This window comes from Mesorhizobium sp. P2_F8, from assembly GCF_056403655.1.
In genome coordinates, this window is record NZ_JBFUFB010000011.1 from 171,277 (window position 1) to 189,601 (window position 18,325).

Annotated in this window: 18 protein-coding genes; 5 read left to right on the forward strand and 13 right to left on the reverse strand. The window is 63.0% G+C overall.

The genetic code is table 11. From position 1 onward, the window contains the following. Window positions 1-49: 49 nt before the first annotated feature. Window positions 50-1,261, forward strand: coding sequence for an NADP-dependent isocitrate dehydrogenase (locus AC1DZP_RS25945; RefSeq protein ID WP_095085403.1), 1,212 nt, complete (start codon window positions 50-52; stop codon window positions 1,259-1,261). Between the two features lie 24 nt (window positions 1,262-1,285). After that, on the forward strand, window positions 1,286-1,912 hold the full coding sequence (locus AC1DZP_RS25950) for a glutathione S-transferase family protein (RefSeq protein ID WP_477306311.1): 627 nt from the start codon (window positions 1,286-1,288) through the stop codon (window positions 1,910-1,912). Window positions 1,913-1,947: 35 nt separating this feature from the next. On the opposite strand, the gene AC1DZP_RS25955 is transcribed toward AC1DZP_RS25950, so the two are convergent. From AC1DZP_RS25955 to recA, 5 genes are all read right to left on the reverse strand, one after another. Next, window positions 1,948-2,742: a PhzF family phenazine biosynthesis protein gene (locus AC1DZP_RS25955; protein WP_477228575.1), complete on the reverse strand. Its 795-nt coding sequence runs from the start codon at window positions 2,740-2,742 to the stop codon at window positions 1,948-1,950. A gap of 1 nt (window position 2,743) precedes the next feature. Further along, window positions 2,744-3,232 (reverse strand): DUF2269 family protein, encoded by a 489-nt coding sequence (locus AC1DZP_RS25960; protein ID WP_457153591.1) that lies wholly within the window; start codon window positions 3,230-3,232, stop codon window positions 2,744-2,746. Beyond that, complete coding sequence (locus tag AC1DZP_RS25965) at window positions 3,229-4,524, reverse strand: SDR family oxidoreductase (protein WP_477306313.1); 1,296 nt, start codon at window positions 4,522-4,524, stop codon at window positions 3,229-3,231. Before AC1DZP_RS25965 ends, AC1DZP_RS25960 begins: the two co-directional genes overlap by 4 nt. 10 nt (window positions 4,525-4,534) lie before the next feature. Then, window positions 4,535-7,201: an alanine--tRNA ligase gene (gene alaS, locus AC1DZP_RS25970; protein WP_477306315.1), complete on the reverse strand. Its 2,667-nt coding sequence runs from the start codon at window positions 7,199-7,201 to the stop codon at window positions 4,535-4,537. Between the two features lie 393 nt (window positions 7,202-7,594). Continuing rightward, window positions 7,595-8,692 carry a recombinase RecA gene (recA, locus tag AC1DZP_RS25975; protein WP_111542534.1) on the reverse strand — a complete coding sequence of 366 codons (1,098 nt, stop codon included), beginning with the start codon at window positions 8,690-8,692 and terminating at the stop codon, window positions 7,595-7,597. A gap of 281 nt (window positions 8,693-8,973) precedes the next feature. Here recA and AC1DZP_RS25980 point away from each other — a divergent pair, with 281 nt between their 5' ends. Beyond that, the gene (locus AC1DZP_RS25980; RefSeq protein WP_477306318.1) at window positions 8,974-9,918 is read left to right on the forward strand and encodes a carbohydrate kinase family protein; all 945 of its coding nucleotides are present in this window, start codon (window positions 8,974-8,976) and stop codon (window positions 9,916-9,918) included. Between the two features lie 75 nt (window positions 9,919-9,993). Further along, the gene (locus tag AC1DZP_RS25985) at window positions 9,994-10,911 is read left to right on the forward strand and encodes a pseudouridine-5'-phosphate glycosidase (protein WP_477306320.1); all 918 of its coding nucleotides are present in this window, start codon (window positions 9,994-9,996) and stop codon (window positions 10,909-10,911) included. 232 nt (window positions 10,912-11,143) lie between these two features. On the opposite strand, the gene AC1DZP_RS25990 is transcribed toward AC1DZP_RS25985, so the two are convergent. Continuing rightward, complete coding sequence (locus tag AC1DZP_RS25990; RefSeq protein ID WP_477306322.1) at window positions 11,144-11,467, reverse strand: TfoX/Sxy family protein; 324 nt, start codon at window positions 11,465-11,467, stop codon at window positions 11,144-11,146. A 90-nt stretch (window positions 11,468-11,557) separates the two neighbouring features. Here AC1DZP_RS25990 and AC1DZP_RS25995 point away from each other — a divergent pair, with 90 nt between their 5' ends. Further along, window positions 11,558-12,055, forward strand: coding sequence for a GFA family protein (locus AC1DZP_RS25995; protein WP_477306324.1), 498 nt, complete (start codon window positions 11,558-11,560; stop codon window positions 12,053-12,055). 27 nt (window positions 12,056-12,082) lie between these two features. On the opposite strand, the gene sufA is transcribed toward AC1DZP_RS25995, so the two are convergent. The 7 genes from sufA to sufB form a co-directional block, all read right to left on the reverse strand. After that, on the reverse strand, window positions 12,083-12,463 hold the full coding sequence (gene sufA, locus AC1DZP_RS26000) for a Fe-S cluster assembly scaffold SufA (RefSeq protein WP_013532156.1): 381 nt from the start codon (window positions 12,461-12,463) through the stop codon (window positions 12,083-12,085). Window positions 12,464-12,549: 86 nt separating this feature from the next. After that, entirely contained in the window at window positions 12,550-12,978 is a 429-nt protein-coding gene (locus AC1DZP_RS26005; RefSeq protein WP_477306326.1) for a hypothetical protein, read from the reverse strand. Next, the gene (locus AC1DZP_RS26010) at window positions 12,978-13,370 is read right to left on the reverse strand and encodes an SUF system Fe-S cluster assembly protein (protein ID WP_477306328.1); all 393 of its coding nucleotides are present in this window, start codon (window positions 13,368-13,370) and stop codon (window positions 12,978-12,980) included. Before AC1DZP_RS26010 ends, AC1DZP_RS26005 begins: the two co-directional genes overlap by 1 nt. Window positions 13,371-13,375: 5 nt before the next feature. Further along, on the reverse strand, window positions 13,376-14,617 hold the full coding sequence (locus AC1DZP_RS26015; protein WP_477306330.1) for a cysteine desulfurase: 1,242 nt from the start codon (window positions 14,615-14,617) through the stop codon (window positions 13,376-13,378). A 105-nt stretch (window positions 14,618-14,722) separates the two neighbouring features. After that, window positions 14,723-15,991 (reverse strand): Fe-S cluster assembly protein SufD, encoded by a 1,269-nt coding sequence (sufD, locus tag AC1DZP_RS26020; protein ID WP_457152950.1) that lies wholly within the window; start codon window positions 15,989-15,991, stop codon window positions 14,723-14,725. Window positions 15,992-16,016: 25 nt separating this feature from the next. Further along, window positions 16,017-16,772, reverse strand: coding sequence for a Fe-S cluster assembly ATPase SufC (gene sufC / locus AC1DZP_RS26025; protein ID WP_095085379.1), 756 nt, complete (start codon window positions 16,770-16,772; stop codon window positions 16,017-16,019). Window positions 16,773-16,798: 26 nt separating this feature from the next. Then, window positions 16,799-18,316 carry a Fe-S cluster assembly protein SufB gene (gene sufB / locus AC1DZP_RS26030; RefSeq protein ID WP_013532161.1) on the reverse strand — a complete coding sequence of 506 codons (1,518 nt, stop codon included), beginning with the start codon at window positions 18,314-18,316 and terminating at the stop codon, window positions 16,799-16,801. Window positions 18,317-18,325 lie beyond the last annotated feature (9 nt).

Below are 18,325 nucleotides of genomic sequence, written 5' to 3' on the forward strand. Positions count from 1 at the left end.
GCGAGGTCTGCCCCGCCATCACCCAACTGTTGAACGAGGCATTCTTTCCATGGCGAAGATCAAGGTGGCGAACCCGGTCGTCGAACTCGACGGCGACGAGATGACCCGCATCATCTGGCAGTTCATCAAGGACAAGCTGATCCACCCTTATCTCGACCTCAAGCTTGAATATTACGACCTCGGCATCGAGCACCGTGACGCCACCAACGACCAGGTGACCATCGATTCGGCCAACGCCATCAAGAAATACGGCGTCGGCGTGAAATGCGCGACGATCACGCCCGACGAGCAGCGCGTCGAGGAATTCAAGCTGAAGAAGATGTGGAAGTCGCCGAACGGCACCATCCGCAACATCCTCGGCGGCACCATCTTCCGCGAGCCGATCATCATGAAGAACGTGCCGCGCCTGGTGCCGGGCTGGACCAAGCCTATCATCGTCGGCCGTCACGCCTTCGGCGACCAGTACCGCGCCACCGATTTCCGCTTTCCCGGCAAGGGCAAGCTGACGATCAAGTTCGTCGGCGAGGACGGCAAGGTCATCGAGCACGATGTCTACGATGCGCCGGGCGCCGGCGTCGCCATGGCCATGTACAATCTCGACGATTCCATCCGCGAATTCGCCCGTGCTTCGCTGAACTACGGCCTGCTGCGCAACTATCCGGTCTATCTCTCGACCAAGAACACCATCCTCAAGGCCTATGACGGGCGCTTCAAGGACATCTTCCAGGAAGTCTACGAGGCCGAGTTCGAGGCCGAGTTCAAGTCGAAGAAGCTGTGGTACGAGCACCGGCTGATCGACGACATGGTGGCGTCCAGCCTGAAATGGTCCGGCGGCTATGTCTGGGCCTGCAAGAACTATGACGGCGACGTCCAGTCCGATACCGTTGCGCAAGGGTTCGGTTCGCTCGGCCTGATGACCTCGGTGCTGATGACACCGGATGGCAAGACGGTGGAAGCCGAAGCCGCGCACGGCACCGTCACCCGCCACTACCGGCAACACCAGAAGGGCGAGGAGACCTCGACCAATTCAATCGCCTCGATCTTTGCCTGGACGCGCGGCCTCGCGCACCGCGCCAAGCTCGACGACAATGCCGAACTGAAGCGCTTTGCCGAGACACTGGAAAAGGTCTGCATCCAGACGGTCGAGAGCGGTTTCATGACCAAGGACCTGTCGCTGCTGATCGGCCCCGACCAGCCCTGGCTCTCGACCACCGGCTTCCTCGACAAGATCGACGAGAACCTGCAGAAGGCGATGGCCTGACCAGGCAAGACCCGGGAGGGGTATATGGGCAAGCCCGTCGTCTACGGCGCGGACTACAGCGTCTATGTGCGCATCGTGCGGCTCGTGCTCGAGGAGAAAGGCATCGACTACGGGCTTGTGCCGGTCGATGTCTTTGCCGCCGAGGGCATTCCCGCCTGGTATTTCGAACATCACCCGTTCGGCCGCATTCCGGCCTTCGAGCATGACGGGTTTCGCCTTTTCGAGACGAGCGCGATTGCAGGCTATGTCGACGAAGCCTTTGACGGGCCGGCGCTGCAGCCGAAGGATCCGCGCGGCCATGCGCGGATGAACCAGTTCATCGGCATGCTCGACGCCTATGCCTATCGGTCGATGGTCTGGGATGTCGCCGTCGAACGGTTGGAGAAGGAGGCGCCCGACGAGGCACTGATCGCCAAAGGGCTTTCGCAGGCGAGCAAGGCGCTTCAGACGCTCTCCTCACTGAAAGCGCCGGGTCCATGGTTGCTTGGCGACCAGCTGACGCTGGCCGATCTGCATGCGGCGCCGATCATCGGCTATTTCGTCAAGGTCGCCGAGGGGCAAAAGCTGCTCGCGGAGTTCCCCGAGATCCAGGCGTGGTGGGACCGGATCGCTGCCCGTCCAAGCTTTGCCGCGAGCGGTCCTGCGGCCTGATCAGCCTGCGCCCGTTGTTCAATCCGGCCCGCCGTTCATTCCGGAAGATAGATTTCCGCCTTCATGAAGGTCTTGGCGCGACCCAGGATCAGCACGCGATCGTCGGCCAGGTCACACAAGAGATGCCCGCCACGCTGTGAGCACTGGAAGGCCGACAGGTGGGTCTTGCCGAGTTTTTCAGCCCAGTACGGCACCAGCGTCGCATGAATTGAGCCGGTCACCGGATCCTCGGGGATGCCGGCTCCGGGAACGAAATAGCGGGAGACGAAATCATGCGTTTGGCCGTGCGCGGTAATGACAAGGCCGAGCGGGTGAAAAGCTTCGATCCTGAGCAGGTCGGGAACGAAGGACCGGACGGATTGCTCGTCGGCAAGCTCGACGAACAGGTTCTCAAAATTGCGAAAGCCCGCAACCGGATGCGGCGACAATATCTCCCGCAGCGCCAGCATGGTTTCGCAATCGACAGGCTGCGGCGGGAAGCATGGCAGATCGAGCTGGTAGGCGCCTTGCCGCTGAGAGACCCGCAACTCGCCCACTCGCGTGGCAAAGGCCATGTCATCGGCCACATCATGTTGCGAGGCCAGCACATGGGCGGTCGCCAGGGTGGCGTGTCCGCAGAAGTCGACTTCATGAACCGGTGTGAACCAGCGCAAGTCCCAGCCCTTGCCGTTCGGCCGAGCAAAGGCGGTTTCGGCAAGATTGTTCTCGTTTGCGATGGCCTGCATCACCTCGTCCGCCAGCCAGTCCTGCAAGATGAGGACGGCAGCGGGGTTGCCCTGAAAGGCGCGCTCGGCAAAGGCATCGACCTGGTACATGGTCAGCGTCGGCACATCATCCTCCAAAAAGACTGATCGCCGGCCGGGCGACCATCAGCCAAACGATGGCAAGCACGGCAGCGAAAGCCGGAAAGCCGCAAGCAAACCAGATGCGAAAAAGGCGCTTTTCCTCGACGGGCAGCGGTCGATTTTCGACGGCCGCCTGTCGCGCCAGATTTCGTATCCGAATCTGGATCCAGACCACCGGCAGCCAGAACAGACCCGTCACGACATAAAGCAGCAGCGACAGTACAATCCAGCCCTCGGACAGCGGCCACCCCAATGCCCGAGCAAGCAACACGCCGGTGATCGGCTGCACGACGACCGCGGTTGCCGTGAATATGGTGTCGGCGATGACAACCGTGCCCGCGACATGGGCGACCAGCTCGGCGCGACCGGTGCGCTGCGCCATCAGCATGAAGAAGGCGATCCCGGCGCCGGTGCCAAAGAGAACCGTGGCGCCAATGACATGCGTCCAGCGCAGTATGTCGGCCCAGAGGTTCATCTCTCGTCGAGGACCGCCAGCGCCACAAGCACCAGGCACAGCATTGGGATCGTCTTGACCAGCGGCCCCAGCGGCGCGAGCCATAGACCGGGAACGAGAAGCGTCGACGCCGCCAGATAAAACAGCGTGATGGCTATCATCGCCAGCAGCGCTGGCCGAGCAAAGGGCCGGACCAGAACCGCCGCGCCGGCCAGGATATCCGCAGCACTGCCGGCAAGAACCGACATGTCCGCCAATTTCGCCGACACGCCGCGTGAGACAAGAATGGAAGCGGCCTCGTCTTGCCGGATCAGGCCGATGATGCCCGAAGCAAGCCAGAACAGGGCCAGGCAGCCGAAGATGACAGGTTTTGCCAGCCAGAGGCGCGCGAACCATCGCTCCTGGACATGGGCCGGCATGGCGGCCAGCGTTGCTTCCAGCGGCTGCAGCGGATGGCCGCAAATCTGGTTCCATGGCCCGGCATTGCCGGTCACGCCACGCGCCAGCGCGGCAAGGGCTGCGCTGCGCAAAGGCGATCGCCAGCCAAGGAGGCCGAGGCCATCCGCGGTCACGGCAGCAAGACGGCCGACAATGGCCGGCACCGGTACGACCTTCGCCTGCGGCAGGCCAAGCCATGCCCGAAAGGCTAGGAGAACATCGGCGAGCGGTCTGGCTTGCGCCTCGACGAGATCGACGGCAGTACGGGGCGGCAGCGATCCGGCGACCGCGCGCGAGACCGCTTCAGCAACGTCGGTAACCGCCACGGTCTGGATCGGCTGGCGCGACATGACGGCAGGGATAAAAGCGGGGAAGGCCGCAAGGGCGCGCAAAAGGGCTGTCCCGCCATAGGCGGCGGGCGCGATCACCAAACCCGGGCGCAGGATCGTCCATTCCAGCGCAGAGCTTGCGACAGCCCTGTCGCCTTGCGCCTTGCTGTTGAAGAAAGCGTCGCTGGAGGAGAGGTCGGCGCCGATCGCGGAAATCTGGACAATACGGTGCACGCCGGCCTGTTCGCATGCCGCGACCAGCGCCACCACCGAATGCCGGTGGATGGCGTCGAGGCGATCGCGCGGGCCGTCCTGCAAGGCGCCCGCCGCATTGACGATTGCATCCATGCCGGTGACCACCGGCAGCCAGTGCTCAGCGGCAAGCAGCCGCGACATGTCGGCGGCGATCCAGCGCACCACCGGCCAGCGCCGCTCGGCATCCACGACATTGAGACCAAGGCCGGCCACATGATGACCGTCGCGAAGCAAGCGGCCGACGACGGCTTCGCCGATCAGACCGTAGCCGCCAAGGACGAGCACCTTCATGCAGGGACTTTCAGGCTGCCTCCAGCGCCGCCTTGACCGCGGCGATCGCATCACTGGCTTTCGAGGCGTCCGGGCCACCGGCTTGCGCCATGTCGGGCCGCCCGCCGCCGCCCTGACCGCCCAATGCTGCGGAGGCCACGCGCACCAGATCGACCGCGCTGAAACGGCTTAGCAGATCATCAGTGACAGCGACCACGACGCTCGCCTTGTTGTCGTCGCCGGCGCCGACGAAGACGACGACGCCGGAACCGAGCGAACTCTTGCCGGCATCGGCCAGCGGCTTCAGATCCTTCGGCGAAACACCCGAAACTGCCTTGCCGAGGAAGCCGACGCCGGCGACAGTCTCGTTCTCCGACGGTGCACCCGCCGCGGCACCGCCGCCCAGCGCCAGTTTCTTGCGCGCTTCGCTCAGTTCCTTCTCAAGCTTCTTGCGCTCGTCGAGCAGCGCCTCGACGCGCGCCGGCACGTCGGCCGGCGAGATCTTCAACGTCGCGGCCACCGATTTCAAACGCCGGTCCTGCTCGTCGAGATGCTTGCGCGCGGCTTCGCCGGTCAAAGCCTCGATGCGGCGCACACCGGCGGCGACCGCGCTGTCCGACACGACACGCACCAGGCCGATATCGCCGGTCGCCCTGACATGCGTGCCACCGCAGAGCTCGACCGAATAGGGCCGGTTGGCCTTGGCGCCATGCAGGCCGGTGCCCATCGACACGACGCGCACCTCGTCGCCGTACTTCTCGCCGAACAACGCCATGGCGCCCTCGGCAATGGCATCGTCGACCGACATCAGGCGCGTGCTCACCGGGCCGTTCTGGACGACGATCTCGTTCGCCATGCGCTCGACCTCTTCGAGATCCTCGGGCGAAATCGGCTTGTTGTGCGAGATGTCGAAGCGCAGGCGCTCGGGCGCGACCAGCGAACCCTTCTGCGCGACATGGGTGCCCAGCACCTCGCGCAGCGCCTCATGGATCAGATGCGTTGCGGAATGGTTGGCACGCAGCCTGGAGCGTCTGTCATGGTCGACCTTGAGCTCGACGACAGCGCCGGTCTTGACCGTGCCGCTGGCCACCTTGCCGATATGGACGAACAGGCCATCAGCCTTCTTCTGCGTATCGGAAATCTCGATCGAGAAGCCTTCGCCTGACATCACCCCGGTGTCGCCCATCTGGCCGCCAGACTCGGCATAGAACGGCGTCTGGTTGACGACCACGGCAACCGCCTCGCCCTTGCTTGCGCTGTCGACGCTCTTGCCGTCCCTGACAAGCGCCTGGATGAGGCCTTCCGCCTGCTCGGTCTCGTAACCGAGGAATTCGGTGGCGCCTGCCTTCTCGCGCACCGGGAACCAGATCGTCTCTGTGGCCGCGTCGCCGGACCCAGCCCAGTGAGCGCGCGCCTCGGCCCTCTGCCGTTCCATGGCATTGGTGAAGCCGGCCAGATCGACCGAGATGCTGCGCTGGCGCAGCGCGTCCTGCGTCAGATCGAGCGGGAAGCCGTAGGTGTCGTAGAGCTTGAAGGCCGTCTCGCCATCCAGCATGTCGCCGGCACCCAGTCTTTCCGTCGCTTCCGAAAGCAGGCCGAGGCCACGCACCAGCGTCTTGCGGAACCTCGTTTCCTCGAGCTTCAGGGTCTCGGTGATCAACTGTTCGCCGCGCACCAGCTCCGGATAGGCCTGGCCCATCTCGCGCACCAGGGCCGGCACCAGGCGCCACATCAAGGGGTCGCGGGCACCGAGCAACTGCGCATGGCGCATGGCGCGGCGCATGATGCGACGCAGGACATAGCCACGGCCTTCGTTCGACGGCAGCACACCATCGGCAACCAGGAAAGACGACGAGCGCAGATGATCGGCGATGACGCGGAAGGACGCGACCGTCTCCTTGTCGGGACCGTGCCCGATGGCGGACGACGCCGCGTCGATCAGGTGACGGAACAGATCGGTCTCAAAGATGCTTTCCACCCCTTGCAGGATGGACGCCATGCGCTCCAGGCCCATGCCGGTGTCGATCGACGGGCGCGGCAGGTCGATGCGCTCCTCCTTCGTCACCTGTTCATACTGCATGAACACCAGGTTCCAGAATTCGAGGAAACGGTCGCCATCCTCCTCCGGGCTGCCCGGAGGGCCGCCCCAGATGTGTTCGCCGCGGTCGATGAAGATCTCCGAGCACGGCCCGCACGGTCCGGTGTCGCCCATCGCCCAGAAATTGTCCGRGGTCGCGATGCGAATGATGCGGTCGTCGGAAAACCCGGCGATCTTCTTCCAGAAGCCCGCCGCCTCGTCGTCGGTGTGATAGACGGTGACCAGCAGCTTGTCCTTGTTGAGCCCGAACTCCTTGGTGATCAGGTTCCAGGCAAGCTCGATGGCGCGCTCCTTGAAATAGTCGCCAAAGGAGAAATTGCCGAGCATTTCGAAGAAGGTCAGATGGCGTGCCGTGTAGCCGACATTGTCGAGGTCGTTATGCTTGCCGCCGGCGCGAACGCTCTTCTGCGCGGTCGAGGCGCGCGAATAGGGCCGCTTCTCCAGGCCGGTGAAGACGTTCTTGAACTGCACCATGCCGGCGTTGGTGAACATCAGCGTCGGATCGTTGCGCGGCACCAGCGGGCTCGACGCGACGATCTCGTGACCCTCCTTGCGGAAGTAGTCGAGAAAAGTCGACCGGATCTCGTTCACGCCACTCATGAATGCTGCCTTTTCGAGAAAACCGCCGGCAAACCGGCGGAAAATGGGCTCTGGGTCTCAAAGAGCGTCGCGCTGAAAACGGATTCAGTCGACGCGCTTCAAGTTCTTGCTTCCATGCATGTCGCTGTCCCAAAGCCGCTGCGCACTTTTGGGGCGACATCCATAAGAAAATAGACTTGGCCTTTTAGCGGTCGCACCGCACCCTGTCCAGAAACACGGAATTGGTCCAAATCGCGCGCTTGCCGACCCATCAGCGCCGGCCGCAAAACGAAAAACCGCCGGCTCGAAAGCCGGCGGTTTGGAACGCAAAAACACTGAACTCAATTACATAAGCTTGAGATAATAGAACAGGATTATGGCCGATCTTCGGCCGGCATCCTGTGCACGAAGTTGTCACATCGCGCCGGATTCCTCCTCGAAGCCGTCGTCGCCGCTCTCCGCGCCGCCATTCTCGAGGAATTTCTCGGCGATCAACCCGGCATTCTGCCTGAGCGCCAGTTCGATCTCGCGCGCCGTGTCGGGATTGTCGCGCAGGAACAGCTTGGCATTCTCGCGGCCCTGGCCGAGACGCTGCGAATTGTAGGAGAACCAGGCGCCCGACTTCTCGACCACGCCGGCCTTGACGCCGAGGTCGACCAGTTCGCCGGTCTTGGACACCCCCTCGCCATACATGATGTCGAACTCGACCACCTTGAAGGGCGGCGCCAGCTTGTTCTTGACCACCTTGACGCGGGTCTGGTTGCCGACGACCTCGTCGCGGTCCTTGACCGAGCCGATGCGGCGGATGTCGAGGCGGACCGAGGCGTAGAATTTCAGCGCGTTGCCGCCCGTCGTGGTCTCGGGCGAACCGAACATGACGCCGATCTTCATGCGGATCTGGTTGATGAAGATGACCATGGTGTTGGAGCGCGAGATCGAGGCGGTCAGCTTGCGCAGCGCCTGGCTCATCAGGCGGGCCTGCAGGCCGGGCAGCGAATCGCCCATCTCGCCTTCGATTTCGGCGCGTGGCGTCAGCGCCGCGACCGAATCGACCACCAGCACGTCGATGGCACCGGAGCGCACCAGCGTGTCGCAGATTTCCAGCGCCTGCTCACCCGTGTCGGGCTGCGAGATCAGAAGGTTTTCCAGATCGACGCCAAGCTTGCGGGCATAGACCGGATCGAGCGCATGCTCGGCATCGACGAAGGCGCAGATGCCGCCCTTCTTCTGGGCCTCGGCCACGGTGTGCAGCGCCAGCGTCGTCTTGCCCGAGCTTTCCGGCCCGTAGATCTCGACGATGCGGCCGCGCGGCAGGCCACCGACGCCAAGCGCGATGTCGAGGCCGAGCGAGCCGGTCGGCACGGTTTCGATCTCGACGACCTGCTCGTTCGCGCCGAGCCGCATGATCGAGCCCTTGCCGAAAGCCCGCTCGATTTGCGACAGCGCCGCATCCAGAGCCTTTGATTTGTCCACCGCTTTGTCCTCTACCAGCCGCAAAGAATTCTGAGCCATGATACATCACCCCTTGGTCGTCAATGAAGGCCGGACAATCCGTAATCCCTGCCTATTTGTACCTTTTTTGTTCTCGTTTGGCAAGAGGGTTCAAGTATCTGAAAGGCAATCAATTTCCGGATTTGTTCTTTTTTTGTCCCGAGAATCACATCAGGAGCGCACCTCGCATTGGGCCAGACCGCATAGTCGTTTCGATCTGCCGAATCGCCTGCCTGCATGCGAAGCTTCGTCACGCAGCCTAGCGCTTGTGCGGCTGGAATAACAAAGGTCATATCGCCGGCATGGTGAAATCTCCAAGAATCCTGGCCGTGGGCGGCGCCCATATCGACCGGCGTGGCCAGGTGTCCGGCGCCTACGTGCCGGCCGCATCCAATCCCGGCACGATGCGCGAGGATGTCGGCGGCGGCGTCTTCAATGCCTTGCGCACTGCGGTCCGGCGCGGCGCCTCCGCCTCGCTGCTGTCGGTGCGCGGTGGCGACGCTGCCGCCGATACGGTTTCACGGGCCATCGCCGAAGCCGGGATTGCCGACCTGTCGGCGGTGTTCCTCGATCGCACGACGCCAAGCTATACGGCGCTGATCGACAGCGAGGGCGAGCTGATCGTCGGCTTTGCCGACATGGCGCTCTATGAGCTGGCGTTTCCCAAGCAGGTCAGACGCTCCAAGGTGCGCGAGGTACTCGCTGCCGCCGATGCTGTCTTCTGCGACGCCAATTTGCCGACGGTGGCAGTGGAGAGGCTCGTGGCACTCGCCGCCGGCAAACCCGTCTTCGCCATTGCCATTTCGCCGGCCAAGATCGTGCGCCTGAGGCCGGTGCTCGGCAATCTGGCCGTCGTCTTCATGAACCAGCGCGAGGCGGTCGCACTTGCCGGCCTGGACAGTGCGGCCTCGGGGTACGACATCGTCGACGGGCTGAAACGCGCAGGGCTCAAAAGCGGCGTGGTGACAGCGGGCGGCGCTCCCATGCTGGGCTTCGATGAAGCGGGCACCTTCTCGATCCTGCCGCCGACGCCAAGAAAGGTCGCCGACGTCACCGGCGCCGGCGATGCGCTGGCGGGGGCAACGGTCGCTGCCTCGCTGCGCGGCATGCCGTTGCGCGCGGCCCTGCGCGAAGGCATTGCCGCGGCGACGCTGGCCATCGAAAGCGCCGACGCCGTTCCCGATTTCACCGCTGCTGATTTCACCGAGGCACTGGCTCTTGTGCCGGATGCGCAGGAAGTGGCATGAGACCGGCCAGTTCATAGTGCCGGAGTGTTTCCGCGCGTCCAAGTGGAGGCGCATCGCTGCGGATTGGAGATCAGGATGACACCAGAAACCGCCCGTCCCTTCATCGATATCCATGCGCCGGTTGCACAGGCCTTGGCCGCCGGGCGGCCGGTGGTGGCGCTGGAAAGCACCATCATCACCCATGGCATGCCCTACCCCGACAATGGCGCCATGGCGGCCGATGTTGAAAAGATCATCAGCGACGGCGGCGCCGTGCCGGCGACGATCGCCGTGGTTGGCGGCCGCATCAAGATCGGGCTTTCGGACGGCGAGCGCGAATCGCTCGCCATGACCGGCGACGCCATGAAACTGTCACGCGCCGACCTCGGCTTCGCGGTGGCGCAAGGGCGCACGGGCGGCACCACCGTCGCCGCAACGATGATCGCGGCGCATATGGTCGGCATCAAGGTGTTCGCCACCGGCGGCATCGGCGGCGTGCACAAGGGTGCGGAAAAGAGTTTCGACATTTCCGCCGACCTCGACGAGCTGGCGCGCACGCCAGTCATCGTCGTGTCGGCCGGCGCCAAGGCCATCCTCGACATCGAAAAGACGCTGGAAGTGCTGGAAACGCGCGGCGTGCCCGTGGTCGGCCATGGCTGCGAGACGATGCCGGCCTTCTGGTCGCGGCATTCGCCCTTCCGCGCGCCGCTGACCTTGCACAAACCGGAAGAGATCGCGCATTTCTACCAGACCCGGCAGGCGCTGGGGCTCGCCGGCGGCATGCTGATCGCCAATCCGGTGCCCGAAAACTACGAAATCCCCGCCGCGGAGATGGCCGGCTATATCGAGGCCGCGCAGAAGGCCGCCGAGGCGCTCAACGTGACCGGCAAGGCGGTGACGCCGTTCCTGCTGTCGAAAATCCTGGAACTCACGGGCGGCAGGAGCCTGAAGACCAACATCGCGCTGGTCGAAAACAACGCAAGGCTGGCGGCCAGGATAGCAAAAGCGCTTTAAAGCGACTGCCGAGTTCCTTCACACCCCCCTCTGTCCTGCCGGACATCTCCCCCGCAAGGGGGGAGATCGGATGTCACATTGGCTTTCGCCAATCATCAATGTTGAAAGCGAGAGCCAGCGGTTGAGCTGCCAATCTCCCTCCTTGCGGGGGAGATGTCCGGCAGGACAGAGGGGGGTGCTGTCCYGCCGGCGTTTCCAACCCTGCACAGCCGCAACGCACCAAAGTCACCCGTCACTTCCCCACCCGCCGCCCTGCCTCATAGGCGCGGCGTGCCCAGAGCGTCATCTCGTCGAGATCGTCAAAAGCGCTGTCGGGAATGCTCCAGTAGGGCATGGAGACCAGCTTGCCGTGGCGGGAGCCGGTATAGGTCCACTGCCGGCAGCCTGCTGCCTCGAAGTCCGGCGCGCTTTGCTCGTCGGCCTTCAGCATCAGTTCGCCGCGCAGCACGACGGCGATGATGACACCGTCGAAATAGATGCCCTTGCCGCCGAACAGTTTGCGGATGCTGACCGGACCGAGGCCCTCGAACAGTTCGGCGATGCGTTCATTGTCCATGCCGCGATCATGTCACCGGCATTTGACATTGTCATCGCGCAACCAAGATCATGCTGACAGATTGAGAACATCCGTCGGAGTCGTTTTGTCATGCCGCTTCTGCTCAAGGGGTCCTGCCGCTGCAATGCCGTTCGTTTCGAGGTGGAGAGCCACACGCCGGCGCCGTTCATGCTGTGCTACTGCTCGATATGCCGCAAGCAGCAAGGCGGCGGCGGCTTCGCCATCAATCTCGGGGCCGACAACGAGACCCTGAATATCAAAGGCAAACGAAACCTCGGCGTCTACCGAGCCGAGATCGATGACGACGAGCATCCGCGGTGCGAGATATCGACCGGCGAGCGCAATTTCTGTCGCAAGTGCGGGTCGGCACTGTGGCTCTACGACCCCACCTGGCCGGAGTTGGTGCATCCCTTCGCCTCGGCGATCGACACCGATCTGCCGGAGCCGCCGAGCCGGGTGCATCTGATGCTGAAATACAAAGCCAACTGGGTCGAACCCGTGATCGGCAAGGGCGACAAGACGTTCGACGTCTATCCGGAGGAATCCATCGCCGACTGGCACAAGCGAACGGGCATGTGGGTGGATTAGCGTTCGTCGCCCTGGCGAGGGGAAATCTCAGGCCGAGGCGCGTGCTTCCGCGAGAGCCTTCAGATCAGCCGGCTTCAGCTCGACGGATTCGCCGCAGCCGCAGGCCGAACTCTGGTTCGGGTTGTGGAAGGTGAAACCGGTACGAAGCGTCGTCTGCTCGAAATCCATCTCGGTGCCGAACAGGAAAAGGGCAGCCTCGGGCGCCACATAGACATGGGCGCCATCACGCTCGATGTGGTCGTCCTTGGTGTTGGGTTCGGTCACCAGATCGACCGTGTATTCCATGCCGGCGCAGCCGCCCTTCTTGATGCCGAGGCGAATGCCATGCGCATTGTCGCGGGTGGCGACGATCTCGCGCACCCGGTCGGCGGCCTTTTCGGTCATCGTGATGACGGCAAAGCGTCCCATTCTTTTTCTCCGCGTTCACGCAGGTTCAAGGCCTGCGGAATGAGTCTTCACCTAAAATGGTGAAGAATGTTGGCCGGCGCAACCTCTCAACCGGCAGCCGATGAACTTTGCGAGCCAACCAATCCAAAATAGGCTGCCAGCTTTTTGAACGTCGGCGTGTCTTGCACCTCGCCGTAAGGACGAATGAGCTGCCAAACATCATCGCTATAGAGCAGCAGCATTTCCTCGGTCGGCGCTACCATCTCAATGTCATGTGGATCGAGGTACAGCGAGTATCCAGCTATCCCCTCAGCAGACAAAATCGCGTAGTGCGCTCGATATTCGCCAGAGCTGGTGCGAAGTCCGTCCTCTGACGTTCCCTCATAAGGCTCGACAATACGACAGATACGACCGATTGCCGATCTACGCAGCACCTCCTCGGCCTCCGGGTAGCGCCAGCCATCTTGCGACAGGGAAAGAACACGAACGTAGCAGCCGACGACTACCTCCCGCCCGTCGACGACAGGCTCCGTCATCAATACCAGCCCACCGCGACTTGCGCCTCTTCCGACATGCGGTCGGGCGTCCATGGCGGGTCGAAGGTCATGTTGACCTCGACACCGGACACGCCTTCGACGGCGCCGACGGCGTTTTCCACCCAGCCGGGCATTTCGCCGGCGACCGGGCAGCCCGGCGCGGTCAGCGTCATGTCGATCTTGACCGAGCGGTCGTCCTCGATGTCGATCTTGTAGACGAGGCCAAGCTCGTAGATGTCGGCCGGGATCTCCGGGTCGTAGACCGTCTTCAGCGCCGAGACGATGTCGTCGGTCAGCCGCGCCAGTTCGTCAGCAGGAATGGTCGAGGCGGAGACGACGCTGCTGGCGGCGGTTTCCGGCGTGGTTTCGGCAGCGATGCTCACATCATCCATGGTCGTCACCCAAAAAACTTGCGCGCTTTTTCAAGCGCCTCGGCCAAAGCGTCGACTTCGGCCCTGGTATTATACATGCCGAACGATGCCCTGCATGTGGAGGTTACGCCAAAGCGTTTCAACAGCGGCTGGGCGCAATGCGTGCCGGCGCGCACGGCAACGCCTTGCCTGTCTATCACCATCGACACGTCATGGGCGTGAATGCCCTGCAGTTCGAAGGAGATGATGGCGCCCTTGCCGGGCGCGTCGCCGAAGATGCGCAGCGAGTTGATGGCGCGCAGGCGCTCATGCGCATAGGCCTTGAGGTCTTCCTCGTGCGCTGCGATGCGCTCGCGGCCGATTTTTTCCATATAGTCGAGTGCCGCGCCCAGCCCGATCGCCTGCACGATCGGTGGCGTGCCAGCCTCGAAGCGGTGCGGCGGCTCGTTGTAGGTGACGATGTCCTCCGTCACCTCCTCGATCATCTCGCCGCCGCCCATGAACGGCCGCATGCCAGAGAGAATGTCCTTCTTGCCGTAGAGCACGCCGATGCCCGACGGACCGTAGACCTTGTGGCCAGTGAAGACGAAGAAATCGCAGTCGAGATCCTGCACGTCTACGGCCATGTGCACGGCGCTCTGGCTGCCGTCGACGAGGACGGGAATTCCACGCGCATGCGCAATGCGCACGATCTCCTTGATCGGCGTCACCGTGCCCAGCGCATTCGACATCTGGGTGATGGCGACCAGCTTGGTGCGATCTGTCAGCCGCTTCTCGAACTCCTCGATGTGGAAGACGCCGAGATCGTCGACCGGCACCCAGACCAGTTTGGCGCCCTGCCGCTCGCGGATGAAATGCCAAGGCACGATGTTGGAGTGATGCTCCATGATCGACAGCACGATCTCGTCGCCCTCGCCGATGTTGGGCATGCCATAGCCATAGGCGACGGTGTTGATGGCCGAGGTCGTGTTCGAGGTGAAGACGATGTTGTCGGTGCTTGGTGCATTGAGGAAACGGCGCACCGTCTCGCGCGCCTTTTCATAGGCGTCGGTCGCGGCATTGGATAGGAAATGCAGGCCGCGATGGACGTTGGCGTATTCCTGGGAATAGGCATGCTGGATGGTGTCGAGCACCACCTGCGGCTTCTGCGCCGAGGCACCATTGTCGAGGTAGACCAGCGGTTTGCCGTAGACCTCGCGCGACAGGATCGGGAAGTCGCGGCGGATCGCCTCGACGTCGTAGGGGATGTTTTCGACTTTCTGGTCCATTTCGAAGTCCTTGCCGCTCTAGGCCGCGTTCCTTCCAGCACCCCTGATCCGTCTTGGCGCTTCGCGCCAATCCACCTTCTCCCACAAGGGGAGAAGGGAGGGAGCTTACCCGTGTGTCACAAACCAGTCGTCGAGCTTCGCTTCGAGCGCGTCGACGATCGTCTCGTCGTCCAGTTCCTCGATCACCTCGGCGACGAAGGCTTTGACCAGAAGGCCGCGAGCGGTCTTCTCGTCGACGCCGCGCGCCATCAGGTAGAACAGGTGATCGTGGTCGATTTCGGTGACCGTCGCGCCATGACCGCAGACGACGTCGTCGGCGAAGATTTCAAGCTCCGGCTTGGTCGAGAACTCGCCATCGTCCGACAGCAGCAGCGTGTTGCAGGCCATCTTGGCGTTGGTCTTCTGCGCATATTGGTGGACGTTGATACGGCCCTGGAAAACGCCGCGCGCCTTGCCCGTCACCACGTTGCGGATCACTTCCGTCGAGGCCGTGTGCGGCACGGTGTGGTCGAGCACCATGGTCACGTCGGTGTGGGTGTCGCCGGCCAGAAGGTTGATGCCGCGCAGGGTGAAGTCGCCGCCTTCGCCGGTCGTCCTGACCATGATCTCCTGGCGCACAAGCTTGCCGCCGGCATTCATGACGAACAGCGTCAGTTTCGCGTTCTTGCCGATATGGGCCTTGAACTGCGCCAGATGCGTTGCCGTCTCCGGCTGCTCCTGGACGATCAGCCACGTCACCTCGGCGCCTTCGCCGAGCACGAGCTGGCTGACCGAGCTCGTCAGTGCCGCGCCCTCGCCGGCCTGACGCTCGACGATAACGGCCTTGGCGCCAGCGCCGACGCGCGCCATGAGGCGCACATGGGTCTGGCCGCCGGCCTGCAGGTTCTGCAGTTCGATCGGCTTTTCCAGTTCGGCGCCGTCGGCGATGTCGACAAAGTAACCGTCGGCGACGAAGGCGGTGTTCAGCGCGCCGATGGCGTCATCGCTGCCATAGGGATCGAGCCCGGGCGCGATACTGCCGTCGGTCAGTTTTTCCGACAGGCGCTGCACGGTGACGCCTTCGACGGCCGGCGTCTTCGCGTCGGACTTGCCGTTCAGGATCGCCAGCACGGCGGAGCCTTCCACGATCGGTGCAACAGCCTTGGCCATGGCGGCCGGATCGAAGTCCGGCACCGCGTTCAACAGGCGGCGCAGATCGGTGTAGTGCCAGGATTCGATACGCCGTGTCGGCAGGCCGTGCTTGATCGCTTCGATGGCGTCGTCGCGCTTGAGCATCACCGCGCCGTCGCCCGGCAGCAGCGACAGCCGGTCGCCGAACGCGTCGATCAACGCTGTTTCGGCCGGTGTCCGCTGGGGCTGAGTGTGCATATTCATCAGTTTGACCTTGCCTTCTGGCATCTCACGCGGCTTCGCCGATCACACCGGCATAGCCATTGGCTTCCAGATCGAGCGCCAGCGACTTGTCGCCGGACTTGATGACCTGGCCCCTGTAGAGCACGTGCACCGAGTCAGGCACGATGTGTTCGAGCAGGCGCTGGTAGTGGGTGATGACCAGGAACGCACGGTCGGGCGCGCGCAACGCGTTGACGCCGTCGGAAACGATCTTCAGCGCATCGATATCGAGGCCGGAATCGGTCTCGTCGAGCACGCAGAGTTTCGGCTCCAGCAGCTTCATCTGCAGGATCTCGGCGCGCTTCTTCTCGCCGCCGGAGAAGCCGACATTGAGCGGCCGCTTCAACATCGCCATGTCCATGCTGAGCGAGGCGGCGGCTTCCTTCACGCGCTTCAGGAATTCCGGGATCTTCAGCGGCTCTTCGCCACGCGCCTTGCGCTGCTCGTTCATCGCAACCTTCAGGAATTCCATGGTCGCTACGCCCGGTATCTCCATCGGATACTGGAAGGCGAGGAAGATTCCGGAAGTGGCGCGCTCGGCCGGATCCATTTCGAGGATCGACTGGCCATTGTAGAGGATGTCGCCTTCGGTCACCTCATAATCCTCGCGACCGGCGAGGATATAGGACAGCGTCGATTTGCCCGAGCCGTTCGGCCCCATGATCGCGGCGACTTCACCGGCTTTCACCGTCAGGTTCAAGCCGCGGATGATCTCGGTGCCGTCATCGACGATGCGGGCGTGCAGATTTCTGATCTCAAGCATTCTTTGTTTCCTGAATATTTGTCCGGTCAGCCGACCGAGCCTTCGAGCGAGATCCCGATCAGTTTCTGCGCTTCGACAGCGAACTCCATCGGCAACTGCTGGATGACATCCTTGACGAAGCCATTGACGATCAGCGCGATCGCTTCCTCTTCGGGAATGCCGCGCTGCATGACGTAGAATTTCTGGTCCTCAGAAATCTTCGACGTCGTCGCCTCATGCTCGAACTGCGCCGTCGAATTCTTGGCTTCCATGTAGGGCACGGTGTGTGCGCCGCACTGGTCGCCGATCAGCAGGGAATCGCAGTTGGTGAAGTTGCGGGCATTGGTCGCCTTGCGGTGCGCCGAGACCTGGCCGCGATAGGTGTTCTGCGAGAAGCCGGCGGCGATGCCCTTGGAGATGATGCGGCTCGACGTGTTCTTGCCGAGATGGATCATCTTGGTGCCGCTGTCGACCTGCTGGTAGCCGTTCGAGACGGCAATCGAATAGAACTCGCCGCTGGAATCGTCGCCGCGCAGGATGCAGCTCGGGTACTTCCATGTGATGGCCGAGCCGGTCTCGACCTGAGTCCACGAAATCTTCGAGCGGTCGCCGCGGCAGTCGCCGCGCTTGGTGACGAAATTGTAGATGCCGCCCTTACCTTCGGCGTCGCCGGGGTACCAGTTCTGCACCGTCGAATATTTGATCTCGGCATCGTCGAGCGCCACCAGTTCGACGACCGCGGCGTGAAGCTGGTTCTCGTCGCGTTGCGGCGCCGTGCAGCCTTCGAGATAGGAGACGTAAGCCCCCTCCTCGGCGATGATCAGCGTGCGCTCGAACTGGCCGGTGTTCTTCTCGTTCATGCGGAAATAGGTCGACAGCTCCATCGGGCAGCGCACGCCCTTGGGCACGAAGACGAAGGAGCCGTCGGTGAACACGGCGGAATTCAGCGTGGCGTAGTAGTTGTCGGAGGTCGGCACGACCGAGCCGAGATACTTCTTCACCAGTTCCGGATGCTCGCGGATGGCTTCCGAGATCGAGCAGAAGATGACGCCGGCCTGCGCCAGCTCCTTCTTGAAGGTGGTGACGACGGAGACGGAATCGAACACGGCATCGACAGCAACGCGGCCCGATTTGTAGACATTGTCGCTGACTTCCTCGAGTTCCGAGGCGTCGGTCTTCTGCACGCCGGCGAGAATTTCCTGCTCCCGCAGCGGGATACCCAGCTTCTCGTAGACCTTCAGCAGTTCGGGATCGACGTCGCTGAGCGACGTCGGGCCGGGCGTGCTCTTCGGCGCCGCGTAGAAGTAGATGTCCTGGAAATCGATCTTCGGATAGTGAACGCGCGCCCAGGTCGGCTCGTCCAGCGTCAGCCAGCGGCGATACGCTTCCAGGCGCCATTCCAGCATCCAGGACGGTTCGTCCTTCTTGGCCGAAATGAAACGGATGATGTCTTCGCTGAGGCCCTTGGGGGCCTTGTCCATCGCGATTTCAGTCTGGAATCCGTATTTGTATTGGTCGACGTCGATCTTTCGGACCCGATCGATCGTGTCCTGCACAGCAGGCATATGCGTTCT

Bases quoted from the DNA above. Each gene is read 5' to 3' on its own strand.
- AC1DZP_RS26010 (WP_477306328.1), bottom strand. From the start codon at position 13,370: ATGGATGATGTGAGCATCGCTGCCGAAACCACGCCGGAAACCGCCGCC.
- AC1DZP_RS25995 (WP_477306324.1), top strand. From the start codon at position 11,558: ATGCCGCTTCTGCTCAAGGGGTCCTGCCGCTGCAATGCCGTTCGTTTC.
- AC1DZP_RS25990 (WP_477306322.1), bottom strand. From the start codon at position 11,467: ATGGACAATGAACGCATCGCCGAACTGTTCGAGGGCCTCGGTCCGGTC.
- AC1DZP_RS25980 (WP_477306318.1), top strand. From the start codon at position 8,974: ATGGTGAAATCTCCAAGAATCCTGGCCGTGGGCGGCGCCCATATCGAC.
- AC1DZP_RS25960 (WP_457153591.1), bottom strand. From the start codon at position 3,232: ATGAACCTCTGGGCCGACATACTGCGCTGGACGCATGTCATTGGCGCC.
- sufA (WP_013532156.1), bottom strand. From the start codon at position 12,463: ATGGGACGCTTTGCCGTCATCACGATGACCGAAAAGGCCGCCGACCGG.
- sufB (WP_013532161.1), bottom strand. From the start codon at position 18,316: ATGCCTGCTGTGCAGGACACGATCGATCGGGTCCGAAAGATCGACGTC.
- AC1DZP_RS25945 (WP_095085403.1), top strand. From the start codon at position 50: ATGGCGAAGATCAAGGTGGCGAACCCGGTCGTCGAACTCGACGGCGAC.
- sufC (WP_095085379.1), bottom strand. From the start codon at position 16,772: ATGCTTGAGATCAGAAATCTGCACGCCCGCATCGTCGATGACGGCACC.
- AC1DZP_RS26015 (WP_477306330.1), bottom strand. From the start codon at position 14,617: ATGGACCAGAAAGTCGAAAACATCCCCTACGACGTCGAGGCGATCCGC.
- AC1DZP_RS25950 (WP_477306311.1), top strand. From the start codon at position 1,286: ATGGGCAAGCCCGTCGTCTACGGCGCGGACTACAGCGTCTATGTGCGC.
- AC1DZP_RS25985 (WP_477306320.1), top strand. From the start codon at position 9,994: ATGACACCAGAAACCGCCCGTCCCTTCATCGATATCCATGCGCCGGTT.
- AC1DZP_RS26005 (WP_477306326.1), bottom strand. From the start codon at position 12,978: ATGACGGAGCCTGTCGTCGACGGGCGGGAGGTAGTCGTCGGCTGCTAC.
- sufD (WP_457152950.1), bottom strand. From the start codon at position 15,991: ATGAATATGCACACTCAGCCCCAGCGGACACCGGCCGAAACAGCGTTG.
- AC1DZP_RS25965 (WP_477306313.1), bottom strand. From the start codon at position 4,524: ATGAAGGTGCTCGTCCTTGGCGGCTACGGTCTGATCGGCGAAGCCGTC.
- recA (WP_111542534.1), bottom strand. From the start codon at position 8,692: ATGGCTCAGAATTCTTTGCGGCTGGTAGAGGACAAAGCGGTGGACAAA.